At 58.1% G+C, this 25,314-nt stretch carries 18 protein-coding genes and 1 tRNA gene; 3 read left to right on the top strand and 16 right to left on the bottom strand.

Annotated features, from left to right (window positions below; translation table 11 throughout):
- Positions 1 to 67 precede the first annotated feature (67 nt).
- Entirely contained in the window at positions 68 to 460 is a 393-nt protein-coding gene (locus H4V98_RS04810) for a hypothetical protein (RefSeq protein ID WP_280757307.1), read from the bottom strand.
- 234 nt (positions 461 to 694) lie between these two features.
- Positions 695 to 1,477, bottom strand: a complete 783-nt coding sequence (locus H4V98_RS04805; RefSeq protein ID WP_280757306.1) for a site-specific integrase — start codon at positions 1,475 to 1,477, stop codon at positions 695 to 697.
- Between H4V98_RS04805 and H4V98_RS04800 the strand changes: the two genes are divergently transcribed.
- On the top strand, positions 1,478 to 1,810 hold the full coding sequence (locus H4V98_RS04800) for a hypothetical protein (protein WP_280757305.1): 333 nt from the start codon (positions 1,478 to 1,480) through the stop codon (positions 1,808 to 1,810). It abuts the gene before it with no gap.
- A gap of 824 nt (positions 1,811 to 2,634) precedes the next feature.
- Here H4V98_RS04800 and H4V98_RS04795 read toward each other — a convergent pair.
- From H4V98_RS04795 to H4V98_RS04785, 3 genes are all read right to left on the bottom strand, one after another.
- Positions 2,635 to 2,940, bottom strand: coding sequence for a hypothetical protein (locus tag H4V98_RS04795; RefSeq protein WP_280757304.1), 306 nt, complete (start codon positions 2,938 to 2,940; stop codon positions 2,635 to 2,637).
- A gap of 235 nt (positions 2,941 to 3,175) precedes the next feature.
- Positions 3,176 to 3,604, bottom strand: a complete 429-nt coding sequence (locus H4V98_RS04790; protein ID WP_280757303.1) for a hypothetical protein — start codon at positions 3,602 to 3,604, stop codon at positions 3,176 to 3,178.
- Positions 3,588 to 4,259 carry a hypothetical protein gene (locus H4V98_RS04785; protein ID WP_280757302.1) on the bottom strand — a complete coding sequence of 224 codons (672 nt, stop codon included), beginning with the start codon at positions 4,257 to 4,259 and terminating at the stop codon, positions 3,588 to 3,590. Before H4V98_RS04785 ends, H4V98_RS04790 begins: the two co-directional genes overlap by 17 nt.
- A gap of 580 nt (positions 4,260 to 4,839) precedes the next feature.
- Here H4V98_RS04785 and H4V98_RS04780 point away from each other — a divergent pair.
- Both H4V98_RS04780 and H4V98_RS04775 read left to right on the top strand, forming a co-directional pair.
- A complete protein-coding gene (locus H4V98_RS04780; RefSeq protein ID WP_196864995.1) occupies positions 4,840 to 5,130 on the top strand; it encodes a helix-turn-helix domain-containing protein in 291 nt (96 codons plus the stop codon).
- A complete protein-coding gene (locus tag H4V98_RS04775; protein WP_196864996.1) occupies positions 5,117 to 5,683 on the top strand; it encodes a hypothetical protein in 567 nt (188 codons plus the stop codon). The genes H4V98_RS04780 and H4V98_RS04775 overlap by 14 nt, the downstream gene beginning before the upstream one ends.
- A gap of 133 nt (positions 5,684 to 5,816) precedes the next feature.
- Here the strand turns inward: H4V98_RS04775 and H4V98_RS04770 are convergent, their stop codons facing one another.
- The 11 genes from H4V98_RS04770 to rpoB all read right to left on the bottom strand — a co-directional run bounded on the left by H4V98_RS04770 (position 5,817) and on the right by rpoB (position 25,170).
- Positions 5,817 to 8,297 carry a DEAD/DEAH box helicase family protein gene (locus H4V98_RS04770; RefSeq protein ID WP_196864997.1) on the bottom strand — a complete coding sequence of 827 codons (2,481 nt, stop codon included), beginning with the start codon at positions 8,295 to 8,297 and terminating at the stop codon, positions 5,817 to 5,819.
- Complete coding sequence (locus H4V98_RS04765) at positions 8,294 to 10,015, bottom strand: site-specific DNA-methyltransferase (protein WP_196864998.1); 1,722 nt, start codon at positions 10,013 to 10,015, stop codon at positions 8,294 to 8,296. Before H4V98_RS04765 ends, H4V98_RS04770 begins: the two co-directional genes overlap by 4 nt.
- A gap of 263 nt (positions 10,016 to 10,278) precedes the next feature.
- A tRNA-Phe gene (locus tag H4V98_RS04760) sits at positions 10,279 to 10,354 on the bottom strand.
- Between the two features lie 58 nt (positions 10,355 to 10,412).
- Positions 10,413 to 11,090, bottom strand: coding sequence for a response regulator (locus tag H4V98_RS04755; RefSeq protein WP_196865005.1), 678 nt, complete (start codon positions 11,088 to 11,090; stop codon positions 10,413 to 10,415).
- Between the two features lie 80 nt (positions 11,091 to 11,170).
- On the bottom strand, positions 11,171 to 13,459 hold the full coding sequence (locus H4V98_RS04750) for an ATP-binding protein (RefSeq protein WP_196865006.1): 2,289 nt from the start codon (positions 13,457 to 13,459) through the stop codon (positions 11,171 to 11,173).
- Entirely contained in the window at positions 13,456 to 14,112 is a 657-nt protein-coding gene (locus H4V98_RS04745) for a DUF4390 domain-containing protein (protein ID WP_196865007.1), read from the bottom strand. The genes H4V98_RS04750 and H4V98_RS04745 overlap by 4 nt, the downstream gene beginning before the upstream one ends.
- Entirely contained in the window at positions 14,072 to 15,427 is a 1,356-nt protein-coding gene (rsmB, locus tag H4V98_RS04740) for a 16S rRNA (cytosine(967)-C(5))-methyltransferase RsmB (protein WP_196865008.1), read from the bottom strand. Before rsmB ends, H4V98_RS04745 begins: the two co-directional genes overlap by 41 nt.
- A gap of 158 nt (positions 15,428 to 15,585) precedes the next feature.
- Positions 15,586 to 15,894: a hypothetical protein gene (locus tag H4V98_RS04735; RefSeq protein WP_196865009.1), complete on the bottom strand. Its 309-nt coding sequence runs from the start codon at positions 15,892 to 15,894 to the stop codon at positions 15,586 to 15,588.
- A 3-nt stretch (positions 15,895 to 15,897) separates the two neighbouring features.
- Positions 15,898 to 16,491 carry a LemA family protein gene (locus tag H4V98_RS04730; RefSeq protein ID WP_196865010.1) on the bottom strand — a complete coding sequence of 198 codons (594 nt, stop codon included), beginning with the start codon at positions 16,489 to 16,491 and terminating at the stop codon, positions 15,898 to 15,900.
- Positions 16,492 to 16,755: 264 nt separating this feature from the next.
- The gene (gene rpoC, locus H4V98_RS04725; RefSeq protein WP_196865011.1) at positions 16,756 to 20,970 is read right to left on the bottom strand and encodes a DNA-directed RNA polymerase subunit beta'; all 4,215 of its coding nucleotides are present in this window, start codon (positions 20,968 to 20,970) and stop codon (positions 16,756 to 16,758) included.
- A 75-nt stretch (positions 20,971 to 21,045) separates the two neighbouring features.
- On the bottom strand, positions 21,046 to 25,170 hold the full coding sequence (gene rpoB, locus H4V98_RS04720; protein ID WP_196865012.1) for a DNA-directed RNA polymerase subunit beta: 4,125 nt from the start codon (positions 25,168 to 25,170) through the stop codon (positions 21,046 to 21,048).
- Positions 25,171 to 25,314 lie beyond the last annotated feature (144 nt).

Here is a 25,314-nt window from a genome sequence, read left to right as displayed (position 1 = left end):
TCCACAAAAAGAAAAAGCACATGGACCGCATTCCTGCAGGTCACGCGCCTTCGTTCAATCTTTTTGTTTAGGCCTCCGTGGTGGTGGTGTCCGAAGCTGCGGCGGGCAGTTTCGCTGCGGGGGCCACCTTCGCTGACTTGGCTACCTTTGGTGACTTGACGACTGCTGGTACTGGTACTGGTACTGGTACTGGTACTGGCGCTGGTGCTGGTGCTGGTGCTGGTGCTGGCGGGGTCAGGAATGACCAGTCGGGCTGCTTGGCATTCCGCCCTGCCAACACAACTTCGTTGAACAAGTCGCGCACTTTAATGGCCAAGGCGTCGTCGGTCAACGCGACGTAGGCCAGCACGTGGTTGAAACTGTCCTTAACCACCACGCCTCTTTTCGGAATGTGCGAGACGCGTTGAATCAGGAGGCGGGCAATAAGGTCGCCGCTGGGGGTTTTGATGTGGCTAGGCATGATAATTTTCCTTGATGAAATGAAACTGAAAAAGCAATATCAATGACCGAAATGGCCCTTGTTCTTTATTGCCGTGTCTCCCGGCCAGCGCTCTCATAAAGAGCATCGGCCGATTTGTTTCAAGGTCTCAGACATAACCTCTAGTGAGCTTTGAAAGGTAGTCACTACCGGGTTGATCTGTTCTGAGGGCATTCGGACCTGACGGGATCAACGTCAGGCCCACCTCTGTAAAAGTCAGGCTGCTGGAAAACCTTCAATCGCGTCATTGACAACAGATGAAACCAGCTGCGTTGCCTTGCGCAGTGCTTGGTTGTCATAGGCTGCGTAGCGGGTGGTCGTGCCGACATGGGAGTGCCCCACCAGATTCTGCACAGCATATAAAGATGCGCCGCTTGCCACGGCAAAGGAGCAAAAAGCGTGACGCAAGCTGTGCAAGCGCATGTGTGGCAATCCTGCCTTTGTCAAGCACCGATCAAACGCCTTGCACGGGTTGTGCAGCGGCTTGTTCTTATCGACGTGGCCGGGAAAGACGTAAGGACTGGCCGTTCGGGGCACAGCAGCCAACACGGCCAAGGCCGCATCGTTCAACTGCACCACGTGGGTCTTGCCGGACTTGGTCTTATCAATCACCCAAATTCCCGCCGCCAGGTCCAGCGCGGTCCACAGCATGCCTTGCGCTTCGGACCGCCGTGCGCCAGTCAGCAGCATTACCTTGATGCAGGAGACAGCCAACTGGTTCGGGTCTTGGGCCATCGCTTTAAACAATGGCGCGATGTCGGCTTGCTTGAGCTGGGGCAAGTGCTTCAGTGGCTCCTTGAACTGCTTTACCCCGGCGGTGGGATTGCAGGTCTCTGGAACGACGGCCCAGCTTCGGGCAGTGGCATAGATCGTGCTTAAAAGCATTAAGTGCCTATTTGCCGTGCTGGACGCCAGCTTTTGCGAGATGGCGATGTGGTAGGTCTGGACATCGCGCACCGTAATGTCATCAAGCCGCTTGCCCTTGAAGTAATCGACCATGTGCATTCGCACCTTGGATTCTTCGGCCTTGGCAGCCCGTTTGACCTTGAATGCGAACGGCAAGTAGTCATTGATGACAAAGTGCTCGAAAGTCGGCATTGCCTTCAACAAGCGCGGAGCCTGTCGGGGGTCGCCGCCGCGATCCAGCACGGCGCGGTTTTCGCGAACCTTTTGAATGGCTTCGTCAAGGGTGAAGTCCGGATAGCGGCCCAGCCGCTCGACACCCTTTTTCCCGTCAAGCACAAATCGATGATGAAAAGTGCCCTCGCCGTTTTTGGACACCGCCAGCTTCAATCCCGGATGGCCGAGAAAGGAATATTCAATTGCTTTTGATTTTGAATCGGCCGGACAGGGTGCTAGCGTATTGATGGCGCGCACCGTCGGTTTGATTGTTCTTGTACCCATTGCTCGCTCCTACTGGGCGGCTTGACTGGTCCGGAGGCGATGGCGCCGCCGACAGCCATGCCAATTCGCGACAAGTCACGAACCAACTTACTGAAATAGCAGACGCGCAAGGCGCACGAATGCCGACGTACCAAACCTCAAAAATTTTTATATCGGCACACTGAGTCGATGAAAGTCATCGGCGGGGGGATGTCCCCAAGGGCTGCCGCGCCCGAAATAGAAATAATGAAACTTGTTTGGTAGTGCCGGACCATCAAACTGAACGCTGAGGGGTCAGCGCTAATTTGAGGTCGAAGTATGCCACGGGGTGAAGCGGCTAACAGCCGGCTTTCAATGAAGGCAACGCCCCCGCAGCTTGAAACAGGTCTCTTAAATCCCTGTGCCCGAACCGTTTCATTCAGGCGCAGGGGGCATGAAACCTTGCCCAGAATCACCCATCACGGCGGGCTGAATTTGGATCGCGTCCGCTACCTAACGGCGCCGGGGTATTTCCGGTCATTTGGGTTTGAACCGGTTTTGATGGCTTCAAAACGGTGGCATGGCGCATCGGCCTGCACTGCACAGGTGACACTTCAGGGCCGCAACCAGACTTGTAAAACATTGTGTCTGACGGGCCAAATCGCAGTTTTAATGTCCATCAGACGATGGTTGAGGCCGGTTTGATTTTTTTCATGATTTGTTCAGGTTGGGGGGTTGCATGACGGCACGGCAATAAAGCAAAGCCCTGCCAGTTCGGTTTTTTAAAGAGTTCGTCAGTACTCGGCTAGCAAAATCAGGGAGGTCAGGGAGTGATCCCACTCGGTAATGATCCACACGCGCCCTCCTCCCACGGGGTAACTGGATAGGACACGCCCACCGTGGATCAGCGCATCGTTGTTGGCCGCAGCGTCTTCGGCGGGCACGCTGCCATAGTCGCAGCGGACATGCCTGGATACCAACTGGTGCGGCGAAATGCCGTGCTGCGCCAACAAGCGCAATGCGCCGGGCGTCGCAACCACTTGCCCGGTTGGAAATTGAATGGGCGGCAAGTCTTTTAAACTGGGAAGCATGTTTGGCATGAGTTGTCCTTTCTTGTCCGTACAGGCGCGCCAGCGCCTTGCAGACGGTTGAAGTCAGTTGATTGAAGGAAAAGAGTGGGCCGGGAAGGCTAGGTGGCGCATTGGCAGAAAGCGGCAAAACCGTCGCCTGATAATGGTCAGAAATAGCGTGCGACGGCGGCGACCCGAGGCAGTTGCAAACCCAGCGGTGCAAAGCTGTTTATGGACGGTTGGCGCCCATAAAGCAGGCTGAGGGTTAATCGACGGCGAACTCTGGCGATGGGCTGCTGTAGGCACGACAAAGCGCCAAAAGCGCGGGGTCAATGCCGCCCTGCAGTGGTATCACGATCACCACGCCGTACCCGTCGTCACAGAGCACGAACACCATCTCAAAGCATCCTGGCGAGCCGTCACGGCCAGCATGAAATGTCAAGCATTCCCAGTCGGGAACGAAGTTCGCACCCCCGAAACGGCCATCACTGAACCTGTTGCTGAGCAGGCGGCAACCGGATTGCTGCTCGACAGCGTCAATGCCGTCGCCAGCCTCGACGACGATGAAAAAGCCGTTGACGGCCGGATCATAGGGTTCGTCTTCGGACAACTCGGCAAAGCGTTTGTGCAACAGCGTCCGCACCACGCCGGCCGGCAGGGCAGCCAACGCGGAGGGATCATTCAGGATGCGCATTGCCGGGCTCTACATCATCAACAGCTGGCGCGTTTTCAGGCACTGGCGATTTCAGGCGTTTTTTGCCTGCTGCTTTTGGGGTTTCGACGGGTTCGAGGGATTCGCCATCGGCATCGTCTTGAACCGGCTTTGTGCCGGGCACGGGCAGCGTTATCTGGATCAGTCGGCCAGCCTCCGACAGCATCGTTTTTTGCCACTCATCCCACGCGCCAGCGATGACGTGTTGCGACTCCGTTTCAGGAGCGCGCTTCAGCAGCCCGAGTGAGTGGAGGACAGCTGCGAAAAACGACGCGTCATTGCTGCTCCGACCCGTGAAGAGTCCTTGCCTGAACGCCTTGGACGCGAATGGTTCGCCAGGCTTTACATGACGCAGACAGTCTTGGACCTTCGTGTAAAGGACAAGCTCACGGCTGAAATAACCGGTGCCGCCGACATTGGCGGTGAGCGTGATGAAGATGTTGAGCCGGTCCACATCGCTCAGCACTTGGTAACCCACGCTGCCGCCCTGGGTTTGCTTGCCGAGCTTGGCGGCATTGCCCTCTTTCAGAAGCCAGACGGCATTCTGAATGGCAGGCTTGACGTCGTCGTTTTGGACGGCGGCGGGTTGTTCTGTCGGCTCAGCTTTGATATTTTTAGCGTTAACGGCTTTGCTCATGGGAGTCTCCAGTAGGTGAATGGTTTGTCATATCCAAATGAAAGAACCCCGTTGACCGTTGAAGTCAAGGGGGTTGGAGACGCGGCGGTTCAGAGTGATCGAGTCTGAAACGCTGTAAATGTCGAGGCGGGTACTGACTACCGGCGGTATCGCAATGTGAACGAAACATCCACACTTTTAGGGCCGAGGGATGTCTTGAAAGAGCGCGGGCTTGACTGCCATTGCCAAGCAGGCAAGCCGGAAGAGGTCTTCATTGTTGGAGTTCCTTTATCTGCGTTGATGTGAAAAAGCCCACAGCTGTTTTGACAGGTTGCGGGCAATGTGGGTTGGCGGGAATCAACCTCATAAAAGTTATATATGCGCATACGGGGCGCAGATTCGGCCAGAACCCATTGCGCGAGCACATCCATGCATTCCAGTCGCAAATTCCAAACTAATTTCCACACGGCAGACCTTGACTGGCACGCACTGGCACAGGCCGGGTTTCTCCGCCATTGGCCCAAAAACGCCGTCTTTCGCCCACTCTGGCCAGAACAAGAAAGTAGTAGGGAATCGTCCTTGCCGCAATCAGGAAAAAATCATGAGTGAAATCAATCAAATGCGTTCCACCGGCTGGCTGGCCCAGCGGCTGGGCCTATCAGTCACTACCATCGAGCGGCTTCGCGCCCAAGGCTCGCCAGACCTTCCGCCTTGCCGCACGATAGGAAAATCCAAACGCTACGACGAGCGTGCCGTGGAGCAATGGATTCGGGACGCAGGCCGCGAAAATCCAGCACAACCAGCACAACCAGCCCAGGCAACGGGCGCAGGGAAGCCATCGGCTACCCTCACCCTGACCGTCCGCAAAGGAGCACCAAATGGCAACGCTTGAGAAATTCGATCTGGGTGCGTTTTCGGCGCAGGGCGACGAGGTGCTGCAGGACATTCCAGTCTGCATGCCCCTGAAAACTGTGTTTCGGATCAACCCGAGCAAAAACCGCATGCACAAAGGCGTCATTCTCAAGCGAAGCAATGACAATTGCCATTGGTATCTGATCCACCCTGACGTGGCGCGCTCAGGCTGCCTGTCCGGCTTATGGAAGGCAGAACTCTACGAGGGCGTGAGGTCCAACGGGGCCAGCTTTGTCCTGCCGGTGACCCATGCCCGTGCGGGCCGGGAAGAGCGCACGGACAGCTTGAGAGCGGTCGTAGCTATTGCGCGTCGCAGTTGGGCGATGATGGTGTCAGACCACGAGCAGGACAGCTGGGTCGTCACGAAGCCGGAAGACAGCGAAAAACTCCAATCGCTGGAGCCAATATGGTTTGACGGCGAGTTTTCCCGGCTGATCGAAATTGCGTTTCGCGGGCGCATCATCACCACGCAGAATGAAGCATCGGCGAAGTTCCGCAAGACGTCCTGCCGGGAAATCACTGAAGACGAGTGAAAGAAAAGCAACCAGAAAATAAGACACCGTATCCGGCACCATTGTTATCAATGGCGCTGGATACGGCAGTTTTTTGTTGTTTTTTTTTCACCGAAGGCTTTCTCGTCAAAGGCTTCGCGTCAGTCTTGCCAAATCAATACCCAGCCAGATTCTCAACCCGGAAAATCTGATCTTCCTCATTGCGCCCGGTATGGGGGAAATACTTCACAGTCATAAAGCGTCCGCCAGCATCCTGCACCAGCATCAACGGCACCCCATACACCTTGTGCTCAGCAAGAATCTTGTCTAGCGTGTCGTCACCGTTCAGAATGTGATTGCCTTTGGTTTCCACCAGTAGCAAGCCACCGCCCACAGTGCGTCCCATCACCTTGATGGCGAAGTCGGGGAAATAGCGGTCCCCACTGGGCATCACAATGCCAATAGACCAAGGCTTACGTGGTTCATTGCGAAACCAATATTCGATCGTGCCCGACGTGTCAGCGTCTAATAGTTCAGCAAACGCCCGCTCTGGTCCGTTCAGGTCCTGCGGCATCACGCCATAGATATTCAGGCGTGACTTCTTTACACCGGCAGGCAATTCCACAAATTCAGGCAAGGGTGCAGCGTCAAATATTTCCTTGAACTTCGCCGCGCAAGTGCGGGCAGCCATCCGAACCAAGCGCGGGTAGGCCGCCATGATACGGTTCAACGCTAGCTCTATACCGGCGTCGTTTGTGTCAATACCACGATGGACGTATTCGGTTTTCAGCCGCGCCAAAAGGGCATCATGTAGATCGCGGGGGTCAAGATAGTCAGCATCGAACATTACGCTTTGGGCACGCCGTGCAATCTCCGCGTCTGACAAACGTGCCTGCATCGACTCCGATACCTCGCTACCCTCAACAAACACATCCACCGTCTGGCGGGTCACCTTGACGGATTGGCGAAACCCGGCGTTAAACACCTTATCGTCAATGGCAATGTTGGCCGAAATGCAAGTCAATAAATCTGCTGTTGACAGCGGGAGGCGCTCAGACCGGTAGGTATTTTGCAATCCAGTGCGCAGGACATGACGCTTGTTGCCAGTGATCAGCGGCGTGTTGGCACGCGGGTGGTCGATACCTTGTTGCACCGGCTCGGTGGGCAACAGCACCAGATTTGTCAAAATCCCGGTTTGCTGCCAGCTAGGCGTGTTGGCGAAAATGTGCACGCTCTCAGTTGCCATGTTCACATTCGGCGCAGGCCAGGCGGGCGGGGCGTAGGGCACCGTTAGCAATTGCGTTTGCCCGTTGTGAGTGACTTGAATTTCATTGCGGCCCGCGACCTTCACCACCATGGTGAATGGGCACACCTGGGAAAGCTCGCTCTGAATCGCATTGATCTTTTCGCCTGCATGCACCAAACCGCTCTGGTTAGCTGAGTCGGCCAAAAATACATAGCCACAGCGCAGCAACTCGGGCAACTTTTTCTCTAACGTTAGCCCTTGCAAGCGGCTGTGTACGCGCAGGATTCGCCCCACCACCTGAATGCCAAAGTCGGTGTCCTTTGCCCCGCGCATGGATACCAGCGTGAAGGCGCGCGGCGCATCAAAGCCAAGCGCCACAGCCACCTTAAAAATCAGCACTTCCTTCTTTTCGTCAATCGCCACCGCCAGCAAATCGTCGTTCGGGTCGTCTGCCGTATACCAAGCAATTTTTGAATCAGGCACACCCAGCGCAGCCAAGCGCGCCCGCGCTTCATCCACCGCCGTGTTGCTGTTTGCCACTTGCACCAGCATCAATGGCACCAAGCCAATACCGGCTGCCTGCAAGCCTTGCTTGATGACGTTGTGCATACCCCAGCCATCGGCCAGCGCGGTTGCTGCAAAGTCCACCAACTCTTTTTGATCGTCTGCAGCCAGATAGGCAATCGACTTGATACCGTCCTTGATCAGCCCCGCGTCCACTGCCTCTTTGCGACTGACACGGATGCGGTGCAAGTGGCCAATGCCCGCCGCCTTCTTGAACTTGTCCACATCCTGGTCGTCAGGTGTGGCGGTAATCATGAGGGTGAAATCGGGTTTGAGTGTTTCCCGATAAAAACGGACGGTTTCGGCAGCCTTAGTAAAGCTATGGTGTGCCTCGTCCACCACGGCACCAATCCGAAAACCGTCGGCGCGCAGCTCGGCAATCAAGTCGTCCAGCGAAAGATTAAATTCACCGCCAGTGCGCACCTTGCGGGTGTCTTTGTTGGATGCCGCCACCGATGCCCAGGTGGTCACATACACGTCGCCACTCTTGGTGCCGCGCGTCTTGCGGTCACCTTGCAGGTCACGCACCCGCAGGCCGACAAAGGTGGACTTGATCGCCCCTTTGGCCTGTTCCACCAGCCCCGCGAAGGGTGTAAACCAGAACCAGACTATTTGCGCATTGCTATCGCGGTCGGGTGCTGCAAACGCTTCGGCAATCATGCCCGCCATCAGGGTCTTACCGGAACCGGTGGGTGCTTCCAGCAGCAGGCAACCATTAAAGGCCGTCGCCGCCGCGTTGCTGGCATCGTCCAGCGCCTGGCGTAACTGACCCTCAGCGTAGCGGAATATCTCCAGCGCGTTGTTAACCGCTTCGCGCTGATAGCCCTTGGGTGCCGGGGCGCTCATGGCCGTCCCCCTTTCGCCGTAGATCGCGCACCGAAGCGATTGACCAGAAACGCCGGAATAGGTTCAAACGCCAGACGCGGGTCCGTCAAACGCTGCACCAACAATGCCGGTTGCCACGAATACACCACGGCTTGCGCAACCGATTGAACCGCTGTGTGCAGTACGTCCAGCACCGCGTCGTTGATCTTGGGCAGGTAGATCACCAGCCCCCGTTTGCCTTGCGCTATCTGCATCGACAGCGATGCCTGATAGGGCGAAAGTGCCACCTCGTGAATAAGTTGCAACGCCGTCCATATTTGCGCGTGCTGGATGCCACGGAACACGGTTGCTGCGGGAATACACCTGCACCGTAGGTAGGCAAACCCGCCACCTAAACCAGCGACGGATTCGCCTTTTTTTGTTCTATAACCTTCAATGCCTTGAGTAACCCGTTTGGCACAAACATCGCGGCAGAGATTCTTGCCTGGTAATTCCACTGTTGCCTCTGTATTAGAAACCAAAATGAAATTGCGCTTTCCTCCGTCTTCTGCATTGAGTTCCAGAACTGCCTGGCCAGTTGTTCCCGATCCAGCAAAGAAATCAAGCACCAACGCATTTTTGTCTTCGATCATGCTAACAAGGTACTTGATCAGGCCGACTGGTTTCGGGTATGTGAAGTCAATCCCCTGAGTAAGTAGATCGGCTCCTGAAGACTGAACGCTTCCCACATTCTTAATCACCGATATTACGTGCGACTGATCGTCAGACCGCACTTTTACATTTTCAATTGCTCCATTGAGCGTTAGCTTAAATACGGTGAGTTGATTTTTTGTATCCCAAACCGGTGTGAATCCTGTCGCAATAAAGCGTTCACAGAGCTTTTTATTGGCCCAGCCGCTTTTCACGGTAACTGCGGACACCAGTTCCCCCCCTTCAACAACTGCATCGGATAAGAGGTGTGGCCATTTGTCGGTTCGCGCTGGGACAACGCCACTTTCAAAGTCAGCGGGAAATCCAGCAGGAAGTAGGATTTCAGAGACTGGGTTTTTGGGTCCATTTTTGACGATGGTATTTTGAATTTCTTCGCGAAATAGCTTTCCCGTTTCTTCAGCGTTCGGATCAATTACTGGAGGGGCACCGACTTGGCTTTCCGAAGCGGCATAAACAAGCACATATTCGTGACAAACTTTGAAACGAGCTTGGTTATCGAAATTTCCGTCTGTTTGCCATATCAATTTTGCTAAGCAGTTCTTTTCTCCGAAAACCTGTTCCATCAACAAACCCAAGTGAAACACCTCAATGTCGTTGATGGACACAAAAATCACGCCGTCTTCAGTTAGCAGGTCCTTGGCCAGCTCCAACCGCCGATACATGAACTCCAGCCATTTGGAATGCCGGTAGTTATCTTCCTTGTCAATGAAGCGGTCGTTGTAAATAAAGTCGCGGTTGCCGGTGTTGTAAGGCGGATCAATATAGATGCACTTCACCCGACCGGCGTGCGTCATGCGCAAGGTGCGCAGCGCGTCGAAGTTATCGCCCTCAATGATCAAGTTGCTCTGCGGGCCGTCGCCGCAAGACAAATCAGCATCCCAGTCCAGCGCCACAAAATCATTGTTGACCGACAGGTCGTGGTCAATCTCGTCGCGCTCCCACACCAGTCCAAAATTGGGCCTACGGTCCCGCTCACGCAACAAGCGCAAGAGTTGTTCTTTGGAATAATCGTCGTAGTTATCGGCCATTGAGGGAGCAATCAGGTTTTTTCTGAACAAAGGCAGTTTAGTCGAGGGAGTTCACACGTGTTAGCTGTACGAGTGGCCGGTAGTATCAGTGCAAACCATCGACTGGCAAGCACGACCGTCCGGAAATTCACATCGGCATGTAGAGAAGTGGGGAAGCGTTTTGAAGAAAGCAGCAGCCCGGAAATGGACCGGACACGAGGACTGTTTGTCGTCGGAAACAAAAAAGCCAACCGCATGGGTTGGCTTTTTTGCAAGGTAAACCTTGGTGGCCTGGGGCGGAATCGAACCACCGACACAAGGATTTTCAATCCTCTGCTCTACCGACTGAGCTACCGGGCCTGAGCACAAGAGTATATATCAGCGAAAGGACTGTTTTGCTTCGTCGAAGCGCCAAAATTCAGAGGTTGCGCTTGCCGCGTGTCAGGTCAACGCCCAGTTGCTTGAGTTTTCGGTAAAGATGGGTTCGCTCCAGACCGGTTTTTTCAGCCACGCGGGTCATGGAGCCGCCTTCCTTGGCCAAGTGGAATTCAAAGTATGCTTTTTCAAACTCGTCGCGCGCGTCGCGCAGCGGCTTTTCGAGCAGGAAACTCTGGGTTGACTGAAGGCCCCTGTCGGCGGTGGCCACGACGATACCGCCGGCCATGATGACTTCAGGCACGAAATCGACCATGGGCGACGTTGCCTTCAAGGAACTGGCGGACGGACGGGTCGCCGTTCGTGCAAGGCCCTGCTCGACCGCCTTGAGCAACTTTTGCAGCGTGATGGGCTTTTCCAGGAAGGCCATGGCGCCGATCTTGGTGGCTTCGACCGCCGTGTCGATGGTGGCATGTCCACTCATCATGATGACAGGCATCGTCAGCAGCCCGGTGGACGACCATTCCTTGAGCAAGGTCACACCATCGGTGTCGGGCATCCAGATGTCAAGCAGCACCAGATCGGGCCGTGCCAGAATACGGGCAGCGCGGGCTTGAGCAGCATTTTCAGCCAGGTCGACCTGATGCCCCTCATCATTGAGAATTTCTGAGAGAAGGTCGCGTATGCCCAGCTCGTCATCGACCACCAGAATATTTGCCATGATTGAATTGCTGCCTGCCTGTTGTTAATGTGTTTGCTGCCGATATGAAGGTTCTTGTGTCTGGATTGTCCCAGACGTGGTCAAGTCGCAACGCCAAATGATAACGACACTTGCGCGCCCTGCACGATTCCCTCCACCACACGGTTTGAAATATCAATCCGCGCGCCATGTTCGTCGGCGATTTTCTTGACCACCGCCAGACCCAGGCCGGTGCCTTTGACTTTAGTGGTGACGTAAGGCTCAAAAGCACGCTTGAGGATGTATTCCGGAAAACCGGCGCCATTGTCACGTACCGTCAGGCGAACCCTGTGCGAGGTGTCTGAATAGTCGGTCTTGAGGGTGACCAGGGCGTTCTCCTTGTTTTCTTGCGCATCCTGCGCGTTTTGCAGCAGATTGTGGATAACCTGACGCAACAACTGGGCGTCGCCCCGGATGGGTGGCGCGTGGGGATCGAGCTCGGCCACCACCGGCACCGCAGAACCTGCAGAATCGCCGTGGTAGAGCTGCAGCACATCGCCCACCAACGCATTGAGGTCTACCGCCACCAGTTCGGCGGCAGGCAGGCGTGCATAGTCGCGGAACTCGTTGACCAGCCGCTTCATGGCGTCTACCTGGTCAACAATCGTCTTGACCGACTTGGTCAGCAGCGCTTGCTCGACCGGGGCCAGTTTTCCGTTGAGTTTCATTTCCAGCCGCTCGGCCGACAGCTGGATGGGCGTGAGCGGATTCTTGATCTCGTGCGCGAGGCGGCGCGCCACCTCGCCCCAGGCCTGCGCGCGCTGGGCGGACACCATGTCGGAAATGTCGTCGAACACCAGCAGGTATTCCTCGGTGCCGGGCATCTTGGCACCGCGCGCAATCAGCGTGATGGCGTTGTCACTGGCGCCATATCCGGCGCCATGCAGTTCAAACGATTGCTGCCAGTGGGCCAGCGTCTGGGCCGCAGTGCTGAGGTAGTCGGCAAACTGCGCCAAAACATCCTTGGCAAAGATTTCCAGCCCCGGAACCTGACCCAGCGGTTGACTCTGGAAGTCGTGCAGGGGCGCGCGCAGGATGCGCGTGGCGCCCGGATTGCTTGACTGGATGTGGCCATGCACATCAAGCACGATGACGCCGGCGGTCAGGTTGTCCAGAATGGTCTGCAGGGTGGCGCGTGAGGCGTCCACCTGGCTCATGCTGTACTGCACCGCCGACCGCGCATCAGCCAGTTGCTGCGTCATGTCGGCGAACGAGCGCGTCAGCCCACCCAGTTCGTCCTTGCCCTTGAGCGCCGCCTTGGGCGTCAGGTCGCCCAAAGCCACCTGTTTGACGCCTTCGGCGAGCAGCAGCAGCGGCTTGGCAAGCTGGTTGCCCAGAATGACGGCCAACAGCACCGCGCTGAACACCGCCAGGAACAGGCTGAGCGTCAACGTACCGATGTACATTTTCTGCAGGCCGCCACGCGCCAGCGCGCGCTCCTGGTACTGGCGGTTGGCTTCCTGCACGGCGATGGCATTGGCCACCAGGCCGGCGGGCAACACGGTGGTGACCTGCAGGTAACGCGACTGCCCAAGCACGCTCAGGCTCGGATTGTTGACTACCGCAATCGCCTTGACGCGGGCCGCGGTGGTGACGCCAGGTGCCGGCGGACCGGTACTGGCGCCCAGTTCGCCATTGCCGCCTGGCACGATTTCATCAAGCCCTTCAATCTGGGTCGTCACCTGCTGGCTCCGCGCGTTGCGCAACTGCTGCAGCGACGGCCGTTCAGGCTGGATCAGGAAGCGCGACTCCCCCGCATTGGCAATCAGCTGACCGGAGGCGCTCCAGAGCACCACGTCGCTGGCGCCGAGCTGCTCACGCAGGCGTTCCAGCGCCAGGCCGAATGTCGCATCCGGGGTTTCTGCCAGTTGCGTCGCGGCCTGGCGCGTCTTGTTTGCCGTGTCTGCGGCCAGAGTGTCGAGGGTGGCACGTCCGAGGTTCACACCGGCCGCGAGCGCGGACTCTACCTCGACATCGAACCAGCTTTCAATCGACCGTGAAACAAACTGGTAGGACACCACATAGATCATCAGGCCCGGCATCAGGCCGACCAGCGCAAAAATGGCCGCCAGCTTGACCAGCAATCGGCTGCCAAACCGTCCCTGGCGCACCCGCAGCACCAGGCGCAAGGTGATCCACGCAACCACGCCAAGCAGCAAGACGGCAACCGCAACATTCAAGCCGAAAAGCAAGACGTAATTGCGTTCGTACAGTTCGCGGTTGTCGGTCGCCTGGGTCAGCAAATACAACAGGACCAGGCCCAGGGCCACGACCACGCCGGCTCCCACGCCGACGGTCCAGCTGAACGCAGGACTGCTTTTCAGGGCAATCAGCTTGCCGGTGCGGCTCATTTGATGCCCTCTGCGGCGGGCGGCGCAGGGGTCAGCTGAAGCCTGTCCCTGAGCTGGGCAGAAATGGTCCAGTCGCGCTGCCCGGCAACACCGATTTGAAAAGGACGCGGCAGCTGCGACAAATCAAGCCAGAAATTCAGGTTGAGCATGTATTGCTCGCCCGGATCGACCTCGGAAGCATCGGCAATTTTCCAGTGGGTCACGCGCTGGATCGCTGAAAGCGCTTCGGGCAGGCTTTCGTAGTTTTGGCTCAACGTGGCGCGCAGGCCCGACGAACTGGTGATGAGGCCGGACACAATGTTCACGCGCCAGCGGCCGGTCAGGGGCTGGTAGGCCAGACGCAAGGTGCGGGCAGCACTGGCCACGCGCAGGTCAGTCCAGTACCAGCGTTCGCGGGAGACATCGACCTCTACGACGAAATAGATCGCAATGCCCTTGAGCAGCGCGTCTTCCACGACGGGCGGAACGTCAAACCGCACCACCGCCGAGAGATAGACCCCTTCTTCGGTGCGCTCGGTGCGCAGTTGGGTGATCTCGGTCGGCGCTGCTGCCCAGGTGGCTGACGCCCACAGCAGGCACAGGCAAGCGGCCAGCAGGCAATGCGCAAACGCTTCAAGCGCTGCGTTTTTGAAGGACTGCGTAGTAAAAGCCATCGTGTTCACGCATCAAATTGTCAGGGAATACGGCGCCTTTGACACTTCCCTGCGGCAGCAAATGTCCGGGTGAAGGCATCAGTACGGCGTCCGGATGGCTCGCGGCAAACGCTTGCGCCTGCTGCTCGCCTTCTGCCCTGAACACCGAGCATGTGCAATACACCAGCCGGCCGCCGGGTTTGAGCAGCGGCCAGAGCGTGGCCAGCAGCCGGGTCTGGATAGCCGCCAGCTGTGCAATATCGGTCGGCCGGCGCAGCCAGCGAACGTCGGGATGGCGGCGCACAATGCCCGAGGCGGTGCACGGCGCGTCAAGCAGGATGCCGTCGTACGGCCGGCCATCCCACCAGTTGCCGGGCCGGCTGGCGTCGCCCACGACGATGTGCGCCTGCAGGCCCAGACGCGTCAGGTTCTGTGCGATGCGCTCGCAGCGCTTGGCGTCAATGTCCAGCGCCGTCACGTCGCAGTCGGCCAGTTCCAGCAGGTGCGCCGTCTTGCCGCCGGGCGCAGCGCAGGCATCCAGGATGCGCAAACGGGGCTGGCCTTCACCGGCAACAGCCATGAGGCCATCGAGCAGCAAGGGCGCGGCCAGCTGGGCAGCGGCATCCTGCACCGAAAAATGCCCTTCGGTAAAACCCGGCAGCGACATGACCGGACGCGCCTCGGTCAGCACCACGCCATGGTCGCCGATGGGAAACGCTCCTATATCCATAGCTAATAACGCTTGCACATACTGCGCAGGCGTCGTTTTTCGTTCATTTATCCGCAGAATCAGCGGCGCGCGGCTGTTGTTAGCCCGCAAAATGTCCTGCCACTGCGTCGGATGGTCCTTGCGCACCCGGTCAATCCACCACTGCGGATGGTTCCAGACCGCCAGCGGACTTTTTTCGGTCAGCGCCATCAAGGCGCCCTGCTCGCGCAGGAAGCGGCGCAGGCAGCCGTTGATGAAACTGGCCTGGTGCAGCGTCGCGTCGCTGCGCTTGGCCGCTTCCACTGCCTGATCGACCAGCGTGTGCGCGGTGTAGGGCGCGGCTTCATCGCCGCAGGCCAATGCCAGCGCCACGCACAGCAGGGCATCGGCCTCGGGGGGCGGCGGGCGCTTGGCGAGTTGCTGGCGCAGCGCTTCGGCACGGCCCAGCCAGCGCAGCGCATGAAAGGCCAGTGCCTGTACGCCAGGGCGAAGCTGCGCATCGACGTCGTCCAATGCCGGCGTCATCGACTGGCCGTCGCGCACCGCCAGCAATATGGAAGCGGCACCTTGAAGCTGGCGCCATAACGGGACTTGGGCAGACGGGGAAGAATTCGGTTGAGGTTGCATCGGTTCGGTGTGGTCAAGGCCAGCCTTGCACCGGCTGGCGTAAATCCGCCCGCATGACGGGCAGTGGTTTTTCCCTATTAGACCAGCCCCGGCCACGGTTAAGACAAAGCGGTTGTGTCTGCACACGCCAGACCAGGCGCACAAAAAATCTGGTCTGGCTAAAACAGGGCATCGGGCCGCGTCACGGCCTCATCGTGCCGGGCGGGCAACACCGGCCTCGACCGGCCGTAAATCCGGCGGATGCGTTCGGCCAACGGCGGGTGGCTGGCAAACCAGCGTGTCGGGGGCGCATCGCTGACCAACAGCATGTGATGAACTGCCGGGTAGCCGGTCCAGCCCGGCGACACCAACCGCCAGCTCAATGCCAGCGCGCCATTGACAGACAGCACCAGCACGGCCAGTCCAAACAGCAGCAGCAACTGCAGGGTTTGCATCCAGGCTTTTTCCTGGGCTTCAAAAAACCGCATGGATCACATCTTTGTGCGAACGGCCTGGCGCTCGGCGACATCTTCGGTGGATTGCAGCATGGCCGATGGCGCAAAGCCGAACAGCCGGGCAAGCAGCAGCGCCGGAAACTGGCCCTGCGCATTGTTGTAGTCAAGCACGGCGTCGTTGTAGGCTTGGCGGGCAAACCCGACCTTGTTTTCGGTGGTGGTGAGTTCCTCGCTGAGTTCTCGGACCGTCTGGTCGGCCTTCAGGTCGGGATAAGCCTCAGCCAGCGCAAACAGTCGCCCCAGACTGCCGTCGAGCGTCTGCTCGGCGGCGGCCAGGGCAATGACCGCATCGGCCTTGCCCGGACGGCTTCGCACGGCATCGCTGGCGCTGCGGGCCTGGTTGCGGGCTGCAATGACGGCTTCCAGCGCGGCTTGTTCATGCGCCACGTATTTTTGGGCAGCCTCCACCAGGTTGGGAATCAGGTCGTAACGGCGCTTGAGCTGGACATCGACCTGGCCAAACGCGTTGGCAATGACGTTCTTCAACCGCACCAGCCGGTTGTAGGCGCCTACTGCCCAGAACACCAGCATGGCCAGCAAAGTGAGGGAAACAATTGTTTGCAATGACATGGGCCTATTCCTCGAGAAGCAGGACAGTTTCGCACTGAAGTCCGGTTTTTACCTGACCCACTTGGGGGTATGAAGGCCAGGATGACGCCAATTTTCCAAGTCTTGAAAGCTTGGCGCTACTTTATTAATAGCTGCCAATGCATACGCATATTGCGCAAAATGCATATTTCATTGATAGAAAATGATTTTTAGGCGTAAAAAAAGCCCCGCGCTTTTTCAAGGGCAGGGCTGGGTGCCTGTCAAGGCACAGTGCGTTCGCAGAACTTACTCGGCAGCAGCGTTTTCATCGCTGGTTTCAACCTGCGAGGCTTCCAGTTCAGCCGCTTCGGATTCGGCAATGGCACGACGCTCGGAGTCGTCCATCAGGTCCTTGGCCTTGCGTGCCTCGTGGTAGGCCATGCCGGTGCCGGCAGGAATCAGGCGGCCGACGATCACGTTTTCTTTCAAGCCACGCAACTCGTCGCGCTTGCCCATGATGGCAGCCTCGGTGAGCACGCGGGTGGTTTCCTGGAAGGAAGCCGCTGAAATGAACGAATCGGTCGACAGCGAAGCCTTGGTGATACCGAGCAACAGGTTGCTGAAAGTAGCCGGGATCTTGCCGTCGGCGCGCAGGGCGTCGTTGACGTCCAGCAGTGCCGAACGCTCGACCTGTTCACCGGCAATGTAGGTGGTGTCACCGACATTTTCAACAACCACGCGGCGCAGCATCTGGCGAACAATCACTTCGATGTGCTTGTCGTTGATCTTCACGCCCTGCAAACGGTAAACGTCCTGCACTTCATCGACGATGTAGCGGGCCAGTTCGGCCACACCCAGCAGGCGCAGGATGTCCTGAGGATCAGCGGGTCCGTCAACGATGGATTCGCCCTTGTTCACCACCTGGCCTTCGTGCACCAGGATGTTCTTTTCCTTCGGAACCAGATCTTCCCAGACTTTTCCTTCCAGGTCAGTGATCTGCAGGCGAATCTTGCCTTTGGTCTCTTTACCGAACGACACGGTGCCGGTCATCTCGGCCAGCGTGCCCTTGTCTTTCGGCGTACGGGCTTCGAACAACTCGGCCACACGCGGCAGACCGCCGGTGATGTCACGGGTCTTCTGGCCTTCGACCGGGATGCGGGCCAGCACTTCGCCGGGTCCCACGTCCTGGCCGTCACGCACCTGGACCAGCGCGCCGATCTGGAAGCCAATCGTCACCGAATGGTCGGTGCCGGGAATCTTGACTTCGTTGCCGGTGGCGTCGATCAGCTTGACCTGGGGACGAATCACCTTGGTCGCGCCGCGACGCTTCGGATCGATCACCACCAGCGTGGACAGACCGGTCACGTCATCGACCTGCTTGGCCACGGTCACGCCTTCTTCCACATTCTCGAACTGCACCTTGCCGGCGAATTCGGTGATGATGGGGCGGGTCAGCGGGTCCCAGTTGGCCAGAATCGCACCCGCCTTGACGACCTGGTCGATCTTGACGGTCAGCGTGGCGCCGTAAGGCACCTTGTGACGCTCGCGCTCGCGTCCATGCTCGTCATGAAGGACGATCTCGCCGGAACGGGCAATCACCACCAGGTCGCCCTTGCCATTGGTCACATAACGCATCGGGGCATTGAAGCCGATCACGCCGTTGGACTTGGCTTCGACGCTCGAAGCGATGGCGGCACGTGATGCCGCGCCACCGATGTGGAAAGTCCGCATCGTCAGCTGTGTGCCGGGCTCGCCAATCGACTGGGCGGCAATGATGCCGACCGCTTCACCGATGTTGATGAGGCCACCGCGACCCAGGTCACGGCCATAGCAACTGGCGCACAGGCCGAAGCGTGTTTCGCAGGTCAGCGCCGTGCGGACCTTGACTTCGTCAACGCCAGCGGCTTCGAGTCCGTCGATGATGTCCTCGTCCAGCATGACGCCGGCCTTGGTCAGCACCGAGCGGTTCTCGGGGTGCAGCACGTCTTCGACGATGGTGCGGCCCAGAACGCGGTCGCGCAGCGATTCGATGACCTCGCCGCCTTCGACGATGGCGCGCATCACCGAGCCGTCGAGAGTGCCGCAGTCATGTTCGGTCACAACCAGATCCTGCACCACGTCGCACAAGCGGCGTGTCAGGTAACCGGAGTTGGCGGTTTTCAGCGCCGTGTCGGCCAAGCCTTTGCGCGCACCGTGGGTGGAGATGAAGTACTCCAGCACGTTCAGGCCTTCGCGGAAGTTCGCAGTGATCGGCGTCTCGATGATCGAGCCGTCAGGCTTGGCCATCAAGCCGCGCATGCCGGCGACCTGGCGAATCTGCGCGGCGGAACCGCGCGCGCCGGAGTCGGCCATCATGTAGATCGAGTTGAACGAATCCTGCTCGACCAGATTGCCGTGGCGGTCAATGACCTTTTCCTTGGACAGCTGGGCCATCATGGCCTTGGACACGTCGTCGCCTGACTTGCCCCAAATGTCGACCACCTTGTTGTAGCGCTCGCCGGCCGTCACCAGACCCGAGGTGTACTGCTGCTCGATTTCTTTGACTTCCTTCTGGGCGTGCGCAATGATCGCGGTCTTTTCCTTAGGCACCAGCATGTCTTCGATACAGATCGAAATGCCGGCCGTGGTTGCCAGGCGAAAACCTGACTGCAACAGTTTGTCGGCAAATACAACCGTTTCTTTGAGACCGCATTTGCGGAAAGACACGTTGATCAGCTTGGAAATTTCCTTCTTCTTCAACGCCTTGTTGATATTGGAAAAAGGCAGTCCCTTGGGCAGGATTTCAGACAGCAGCGCACGGCCGCCGGTGGTTTCCACCAAGCTGGTCGAAGGCACGAACTCGTTGGTTTCCTTGTCCTTGGTCCACTCGGTCAGGCGCACGCTGATGCGGGCGTTCAAATCAAGTTCGCCCGCGTCAAAGGCGCGGCGTACTTCGCCGGTGTCCGAGAACACCAGACCTTCGCCTTTGCCGTTGGTACGGTCGCGTGTCGTGTAGTACAGACCCAGCACCACGTCTTGCGAAGGAACGATGGACGGCTCGCCGTTGGCCGGAAACAAAATGTTGTTCGAGGCCAGCATCAAGGTGCGGGCTTCCATCTGCGCTTCCACCGACAGCGGCACGTGAACAGCCATCTGGTCACCGTCGAAGTCGGCGTTAAAAGCCGAGCAAACGAGCGGGTGCAACTGGATCGCCTTGCCTTCGATCAGGATCGGCTCAAACGCCTGGATACCCAGACGGTGCAGCGTAGGCGCACGGTTGAGCATCACCGGATGCTCCTTGATGACCTCTTCCAGAATGTCCCAGACCACCGGCGTGCCGGTTTCGACTTCCTTCTTGGCGGCCTTGATGGTGGTGGCAATGCCACGCACTTCGAGCTGCGCAAAGATGAAGGGCTTGAACAGTTCCAGCGCCATCAGCTTGGGCAAACCGCACTGGTGCAGCTTGAGAGTCGGGCCCACGGTGATCACGGAACGACCCGAGTAATCGACGCGCTTGCCCAGCAAGTTCTGGCGGAAACGGCCTGACTTGCCCTTGATCATGTCCGCAAGTGACTTCAGCGCGCGCTTGTTGGCGCCCGTCATGGCCTTGCCGCGACGGCCGTTGTCCAGCAAGCTGTCCACGGCTTCCTGCAACATGCGCTTTTCGTTGCGCGCAATGATTTCAGGCGCCTTCAGTTCCAGCAAACGGCGCAGGCGGCTGTTGCGGTTGATGACACGGCGGTACAGGTCGTTCAGGTCGGAGGTCGCAAAGCGGCCGCCGTCCAGTGGCACCAGCGGACGCAGGTCCGGCGGCAGCACGGGCAGCACGTCGAGCACCATCCACTCGGGCTTGATGCCGGATTTCTTGAATCCTTCCATCAATTTCAAGCGCTTGGCGTTCTTCTTGATCTTGATCTCGGAGCCGGTCAGGTCATTGCGCAGCTTGTCGATTTCAACATCGAGGTCCAGCCCTTCGAGCAGGTCCTTGATGCCTTCGGCGCCCATTTTGGCGGTGTACTCGTCGCCGTATTCCTTGCGCTTGGCGTCGAAATCGTCTTCCGACATGATGCTGAATTTCTTCAGCGGGGTCATGCCGGGATCAGTCACCACATACGCTTCAAAATACAGCACGCGCTCGATGTCGCGCAGCGTCATGTCAAGCACCAGGCCCAGACGCGATGGCAGCGACTTCAAAAACCAGATGTGCGCGCACGGTGCAGCCAGGTCGATGTGACCCATGCGTTCGCGGCGAACCTTGGTCTGCGTGACTTCAACGCCGCACTTCTCGCAGATCACACCGCGATGCTTGAGGCGCTTGTACTTGCCGCACAGGCATTCATAGTCCTTGATAGGGCCAAAGATCTTGGCGCAAAAGAGGCCGTCGCGCTCGGGCTTGAAAGTGCGGTAGTTGATCGTCTCGGGTTTTTTGACCTCGCCGAAAGACCACGAACGGATCTTCTCGGGCGAAGCCATGCCAATCTTGATGGCATCGAAATGCTCATCCGGCGTGAACTGCTTGAACAGGTCTAGTAACGATTTCATGTGTAAATCCTCTTAATCAGTTGAGGACAGGGCAGATTGCATCGCAATCCTGCCCTGTCCCGCAAGGCCACTGGACTAGCTGCGCTCAAGTTCCATGTCGATACCGAGCGAGCGAATTTCTTTCACCAGCACGTTGAACGACTCCGGCATGCCCGCGGTGATCGCGTGTTCGCCCTTGACAATGCTTTCGTACACCTTGGTACGGCCGACCACGTCATCAGACTTGACCGTGAGCATTTCCTGCAACACGTAGGCAGCGCCGTAAGCTTCCAGCGCCCACACTTCCATTTCGCCGAAACGCTGGCCACCGAACTGGGCCTTGCCGCCCAGCGGCTGCTGCGTGACCAGGCTGTAGGGGCCGGTCGAGCGGGCATGCATCTTGTCGTCCACCAGATGGTGAAGTTTCAAAAAGTGCATGTAGCCGACCGTCGTCGTGCGCTCGAAAGCATCACCAGTGCGTCCGTCATACAGCTGTGCCTGGGTACGCGTAGGCGTCAGACCCTTGGCCTTGGCAACCGCATCGGGATACGCCAGTTGCAGCATGGTCATGATTTCTTCTTCCGAAGCACCATCAAACACCGGCGTGGCAAAAGGCACGCCACCGGTCAGGTTTTGGGCCATCTCGACCACCTGCTCGTCCGACAGCGAAGCCAGGTCTTCCGTACGGCCCGACTTGTTGTAAAGCGTGTCCATGAACTGACGCAATTCAGCCACCTTGGATTCAGCCTGCAGCATGTCGCCAATCCGCTGGCCCAGACCTTTGGCGGCCCAGCCCAGGTGGACTTCCAGCACCTGACCGACGTTCATGCGCGAAGGCACGCCCAGCGGATTCAGCACGATGTCGCACGGCGTCCCGTCGGCCATGTGGGGCATGTCTTCAACCGGAACGATCTTGGACACCACACCCTTGTTGCCGTGACGGCCGGCCATTTTGTCGCCGGGCTGCAAGCGGCGCTTGACAGCCAGGTAAACCTTGACCATCTTGAGCACGCCGGAAGGCAACTCGTCGCCCTGCGTCAGCTTCTTGCGCTTTTCCTCGAAAGACAAATCGAAGCTGTGGCGCGTCTGCTCCATCGAGTTCTTGATGCTTTCCAGTTGCGAAGCGACTTCGTCATCTGCAGGACGGATGTCAAACCAGTGGTACTTCTCGACGTCAAGCAGATAGGCCTTGTCGAGTTTCGTGCCCTTGGCAAGCTTTTTCGGACCGCCATTGGCAATCTTGCCAGTCAGCAGCTTTTCGATACGGTCAAACGCATCGGCTTCGACGATGCGCAACTGATCATTCAGGTCCAGACGGTAGCGCTTGAGCTCATCGTCGATGATCTGCTGGGCACGCTTGTCGCGCACGATGCCTTCACGGGTGAAGACCTGCACGTCGATGACGGTGCCTGACGAACCCTGGCTGACGCGCAGCGAGGTGTCCTTCACATCGCTGGCTTTTTCGCCAAAGATAGCGCGCAGCAGTTTTTCTTCCGGCGTCAGAGTGGTCTCGCCTTTTGGCGTGACCTTGCCGACCAGCGTATCGCCCGGCTGGACTTCGGCACCAACATAAATAATGCCGGATTCGTCCAGACGGTTGAGCTGCTGCTCGGACAGATTGGGAATGTCGCGGGTGATTTCCTCGGAACCCAGCTTGGTGTCACGCGCCATGACGACGAGTTCTTCAATATGAATCGAGGTGTAGCGGTCTTCAGCCACCACGCGCTCGGAAATCAGGATCGAATCCTCGAAGTTGTAGCCGTTCCACGGCATGAAGCCGATCAGCATGTTCTGGCCAATGGCGATTTCGCCCAGGTCGGTCGATGCGCCGTCAGCCACCACGTCACCCTTGGCCAGCCTGTCGCCCATCTTGACGATGGGGCGCTGGTGGATGTTGGTGTTCTGATTGGAACGCTGGTACTTGATCAGGTTGTAGATGTCCACGCCAATTTCACCGGCGAGGGCTTCTGCATCATTGACGCGGACCACGATGCGGGTGGCATCGACATAATCAACGATACCGCCACGGGTGGCCGTGACGACCGTGCCCGAGTCCACTGCCGCCACGCGCTCGATACCGGTGCCGACGAGCGGCTTTTCCGGACGCAGCACGGGCACAGCCTGACGCGACATGTTGGCACCCATCAGCGCGCGGTTTGCGTCGTCATGCTCCAGGAAAGGAACCAGCGAAGCCGCGACCGACACGATCTGCGCCGGTGACACGTCCATGTACTGGACGCGCTCTGCGCTCACCAAGATTGACTCGCCTTTTTCACGGGCGGATACCAGGTCGCCCGTGAGGCGGCCTTCCTTGTCGAGTGCAGCATTGGCCTGGGCAATCACGTACTTGCCTTCTTCGATGGCCGACAGGTAGTCGATGTCCATCGTCACCTTGCTGTCAGACACCCGGCGGTACGGTGTTTCAATGAAACCGTAGTCGTTCAGGCGAGCGTACAGGGCCAGCGAGTTGATCAGGCCGATGTTCGGACCTTCAGGCGTTTCAATCGGGCAGACGCGGCCGTAATGGGTCACGTGCACGTCTCGCACCTCAAAACCTGCACGTTCGCGTGTCAAACCACCGGGGCCAAGGGCCGAAACACGGCGCTTGTGGGTGATCTCCGCCAGCGGATTGGTCTGGTCCATGAACTGCGACAGCTGCGACGCACCGAAGAATTCCTTCAGGGCGGCCGAAATTGGCTTGCTGTTGATCAGGTCATGCGGCATGAGCGGCTCTTGCTCAGCCTGGCCCAGACGTTCCTTGACAGCTTTTTCAATGCGTGCCAGACCGGTGCGGTACTGGTTTTCAGCGAGTTCGCCAACGCAACGCACGCGGCGATTTCCCAGGTGGTCGATGTCATCGACTTCGCCATTGCCGTTGCGCAGGTCCACCAGAATCTTGACGACTGCCAGGATGTCCTCGTTGGTCATGACCATCGGGCCGGTGGATTCGTCACGGCCCACTCGGGCATTGAACTTCATGCGGCCCACGCGCGACAGGTCGTAGGTGTCCGGGTTGTAGAAAAGACGCTGGAACAGGGCCTGGACCGCATCTTCGGTTGGCGGCTCGCCGGGGCGCATCATGCGGTAGATGGCTACGCGAGCGGCAAACTCGTCAGCCGTTTCGTCGGCACGCAGGGTTTGCGAAATGTACGCACCCTGGTCAAGTTCGTTGGTGTACAGCACCTGGACATCATTGATGCCGGCGACACGCAGCTTTTTCAGCAAGGCTTCGGTCAACTCTTCGTTGGCCTTGGCAATGATCTCGCCGGTGTCCGTGTCAATGATGTTCTTGGCAACGACGCGGCCAACCAGGAAATCTTCCGGCACACTGATGCTGGTGGTTCCGCTTTGCTCGAGTTCGCGGGTATGGCGAACCGTGATGCGCTTGTCCTTGGCGACCACGACCTTGCCAGCCTTGTCAGTGAGATCAAAACGGGCGACTTCGCCGCGCATGCGCTCAGCCACGAACTCCATTTGTGCACCACTGTCCATCAGGCGGAAATTGTCAAAGACAAAAAAGTTCGCCAGGATTGATTCGTGGTTCAGGCCGATAGCCTTGAGCAGGATGGTGACCGGCATCTTGCGGCGACGGTCAACACGGAAGTAGAGGATGTCTTTCGGATCAAATTCAAAGTCCAGCCATGAACCACGGTAGGGGATGATGCGAGCCGAGAACAGCAGTTTGCCCGAGCTGTGCGTTTTCCCCTTGTCATGTTCAAAGAACACACCCGGTGAGCGGTGCAACTGGGACACAATGACACGCTCGGTGCCGTTGATGACGAACGAGCCCTTGTCGGTCATGAGCGGCACTTCGCCCATGTAGACTTCCTGCTCCTTGACTTCCTTGACAACCTTGGACTGCGACGTCGATGACTCGCGGTCATAAATGATCAGTTGCACCTTGGCGCGCACGGCCGAGGCGAACGTCAGGCCACGCGTCTGGCATTCGCGCACATCGAAGGCCGGTTTGGCCAGGTTGTACTCGATAAATTTCATCTCGACAAAACCGTTGTGCGAGACAATGGGAAAGGCGTTTTGAAAAGCAGCTTGCAGGCCTTCAAGCATGCGTTTTTGAGGCGCACGATCGGCTTGCAGGAATGCGATATACGCATCTTTCTGCATTTGCAGCAAGTAGGGAACCGCCAACACGCTTTCGCGGTTGCCGAAGCTTTTACGGATTCGTTTGCGTTCGGTGAAGCTGTAACTAGAAGTTAGGGCCATGAGTTCTCCGTAATGATGGGCTCTGGGACTCTCGAGCCTGAATACACCACGTATTCAGGCAACTTGGTGGTTGGCCACTACCAACCATGGCGGACGGTGATGCATTGCACAGCACCCGAACCAAGGCGTTTCTGCAGTCGGGAA

The organism is Polaromonas sp. CG_23.6 (assembly GCF_029892315.1).
Lineage (GTDB): Bacteria > Pseudomonadota > Gammaproteobacteria > Burkholderiales > Burkholderiaceae_C > Polaromonas.
Note: the sequence above shows the minus strand (reverse complement) of the source record. Positions and strands in the feature narration are given on the sequence as shown.

Coding starts and splice junctions, on each gene's coding strand:
- H4V98_RS04735 (WP_196865009.1), bottom strand. CDS start 15,894: ATGCGGTTTTTTGAAGCCCAGGAAAAAGCCTGGATGCAAACCCTGCAG.
- H4V98_RS04780 (WP_196864995.1), top strand. CDS start 4,840: ATGAGTGAAATCAATCAAATGCGTTCCACCGGCTGGCTGGCCCAGCGG.
- H4V98_RS04785 (WP_280757302.1), bottom strand. CDS start 4,259: ATGAGCAAAGCCGTTAACGCTAAAAATATCAAAGCTGAGCCGACAGAA.
- H4V98_RS04775 (WP_196864996.1), top strand. CDS start 5,117: ATGGCAACGCTTGAGAAATTCGATCTGGGTGCGTTTTCGGCGCAGGGC.
- rpoB (WP_196865012.1), bottom strand. CDS start 25,170: ATGGCCCTAACTTCTAGTTACAGCTTCACCGAACGCAAACGAATCCGT.
- H4V98_RS04750 (WP_196865006.1), bottom strand. CDS start 13,459: ATGAGCCGCACCGGCAAGCTGATTGCCCTGAAAAGCAGTCCTGCGTTC.
- rpoC (WP_196865011.1), bottom strand. CDS start 20,970: ATGAAATCGTTACTAGACCTGTTCAAGCAGTTCACGCCGGATGAGCAT.
- H4V98_RS04770 (WP_196864997.1), bottom strand. CDS start 8,297: ATGAGCGCCCCGGCACCCAAGGGCTATCAGCGCGAAGCGGTTAACAAC.
- H4V98_RS04745 (WP_196865007.1), bottom strand. CDS start 14,112: ATGGCTTTTACTACGCAGTCCTTCAAAAACGCAGCGCTTGAAGCGTTT.
- H4V98_RS04805 (WP_280757306.1), bottom strand. CDS start 1,477: ATGGTCGATTACTTCAAGGGCAAGCGGCTTGATGACATTACGGTGCGC.
- H4V98_RS04765 (WP_196864998.1), bottom strand. CDS start 10,015: ATGGCCGATAACTACGACGATTATTCCAAAGAACAACTCTTGCGCTTG.
- H4V98_RS04730 (WP_196865010.1), bottom strand. CDS start 16,491: ATGTCATTGCAAACAATTGTTTCCCTCACTTTGCTGGCCATGCTGGTG.
- H4V98_RS04790 (WP_280757303.1), bottom strand. CDS start 3,604: ATGCGCATCCTGAATGATCCCTCCGCGTTGGCTGCCCTGCCGGCCGGC.
- rsmB (WP_196865008.1), bottom strand. CDS start 15,427: ATGCAACCTCAACCGAATTCTTCCCCGTCTGCCCAAGTCCCGTTATGG.
- H4V98_RS04755 (WP_196865005.1), bottom strand. CDS start 11,090: ATGGCAAATATTCTGGTGGTCGATGACGAGCTGGGCATACGCGACCTT.
- H4V98_RS04810 (WP_280757307.1), bottom strand. CDS start 460: ATGCCTAGCCACATCAAAACCCCCAGCGGCGACCTTATTGCCCGCCTC.
- H4V98_RS04795 (WP_280757304.1), bottom strand. CDS start 2,940: ATGCCAAACATGCTTCCCAGTTTAAAAGACTTGCCGCCCATTCAATTT.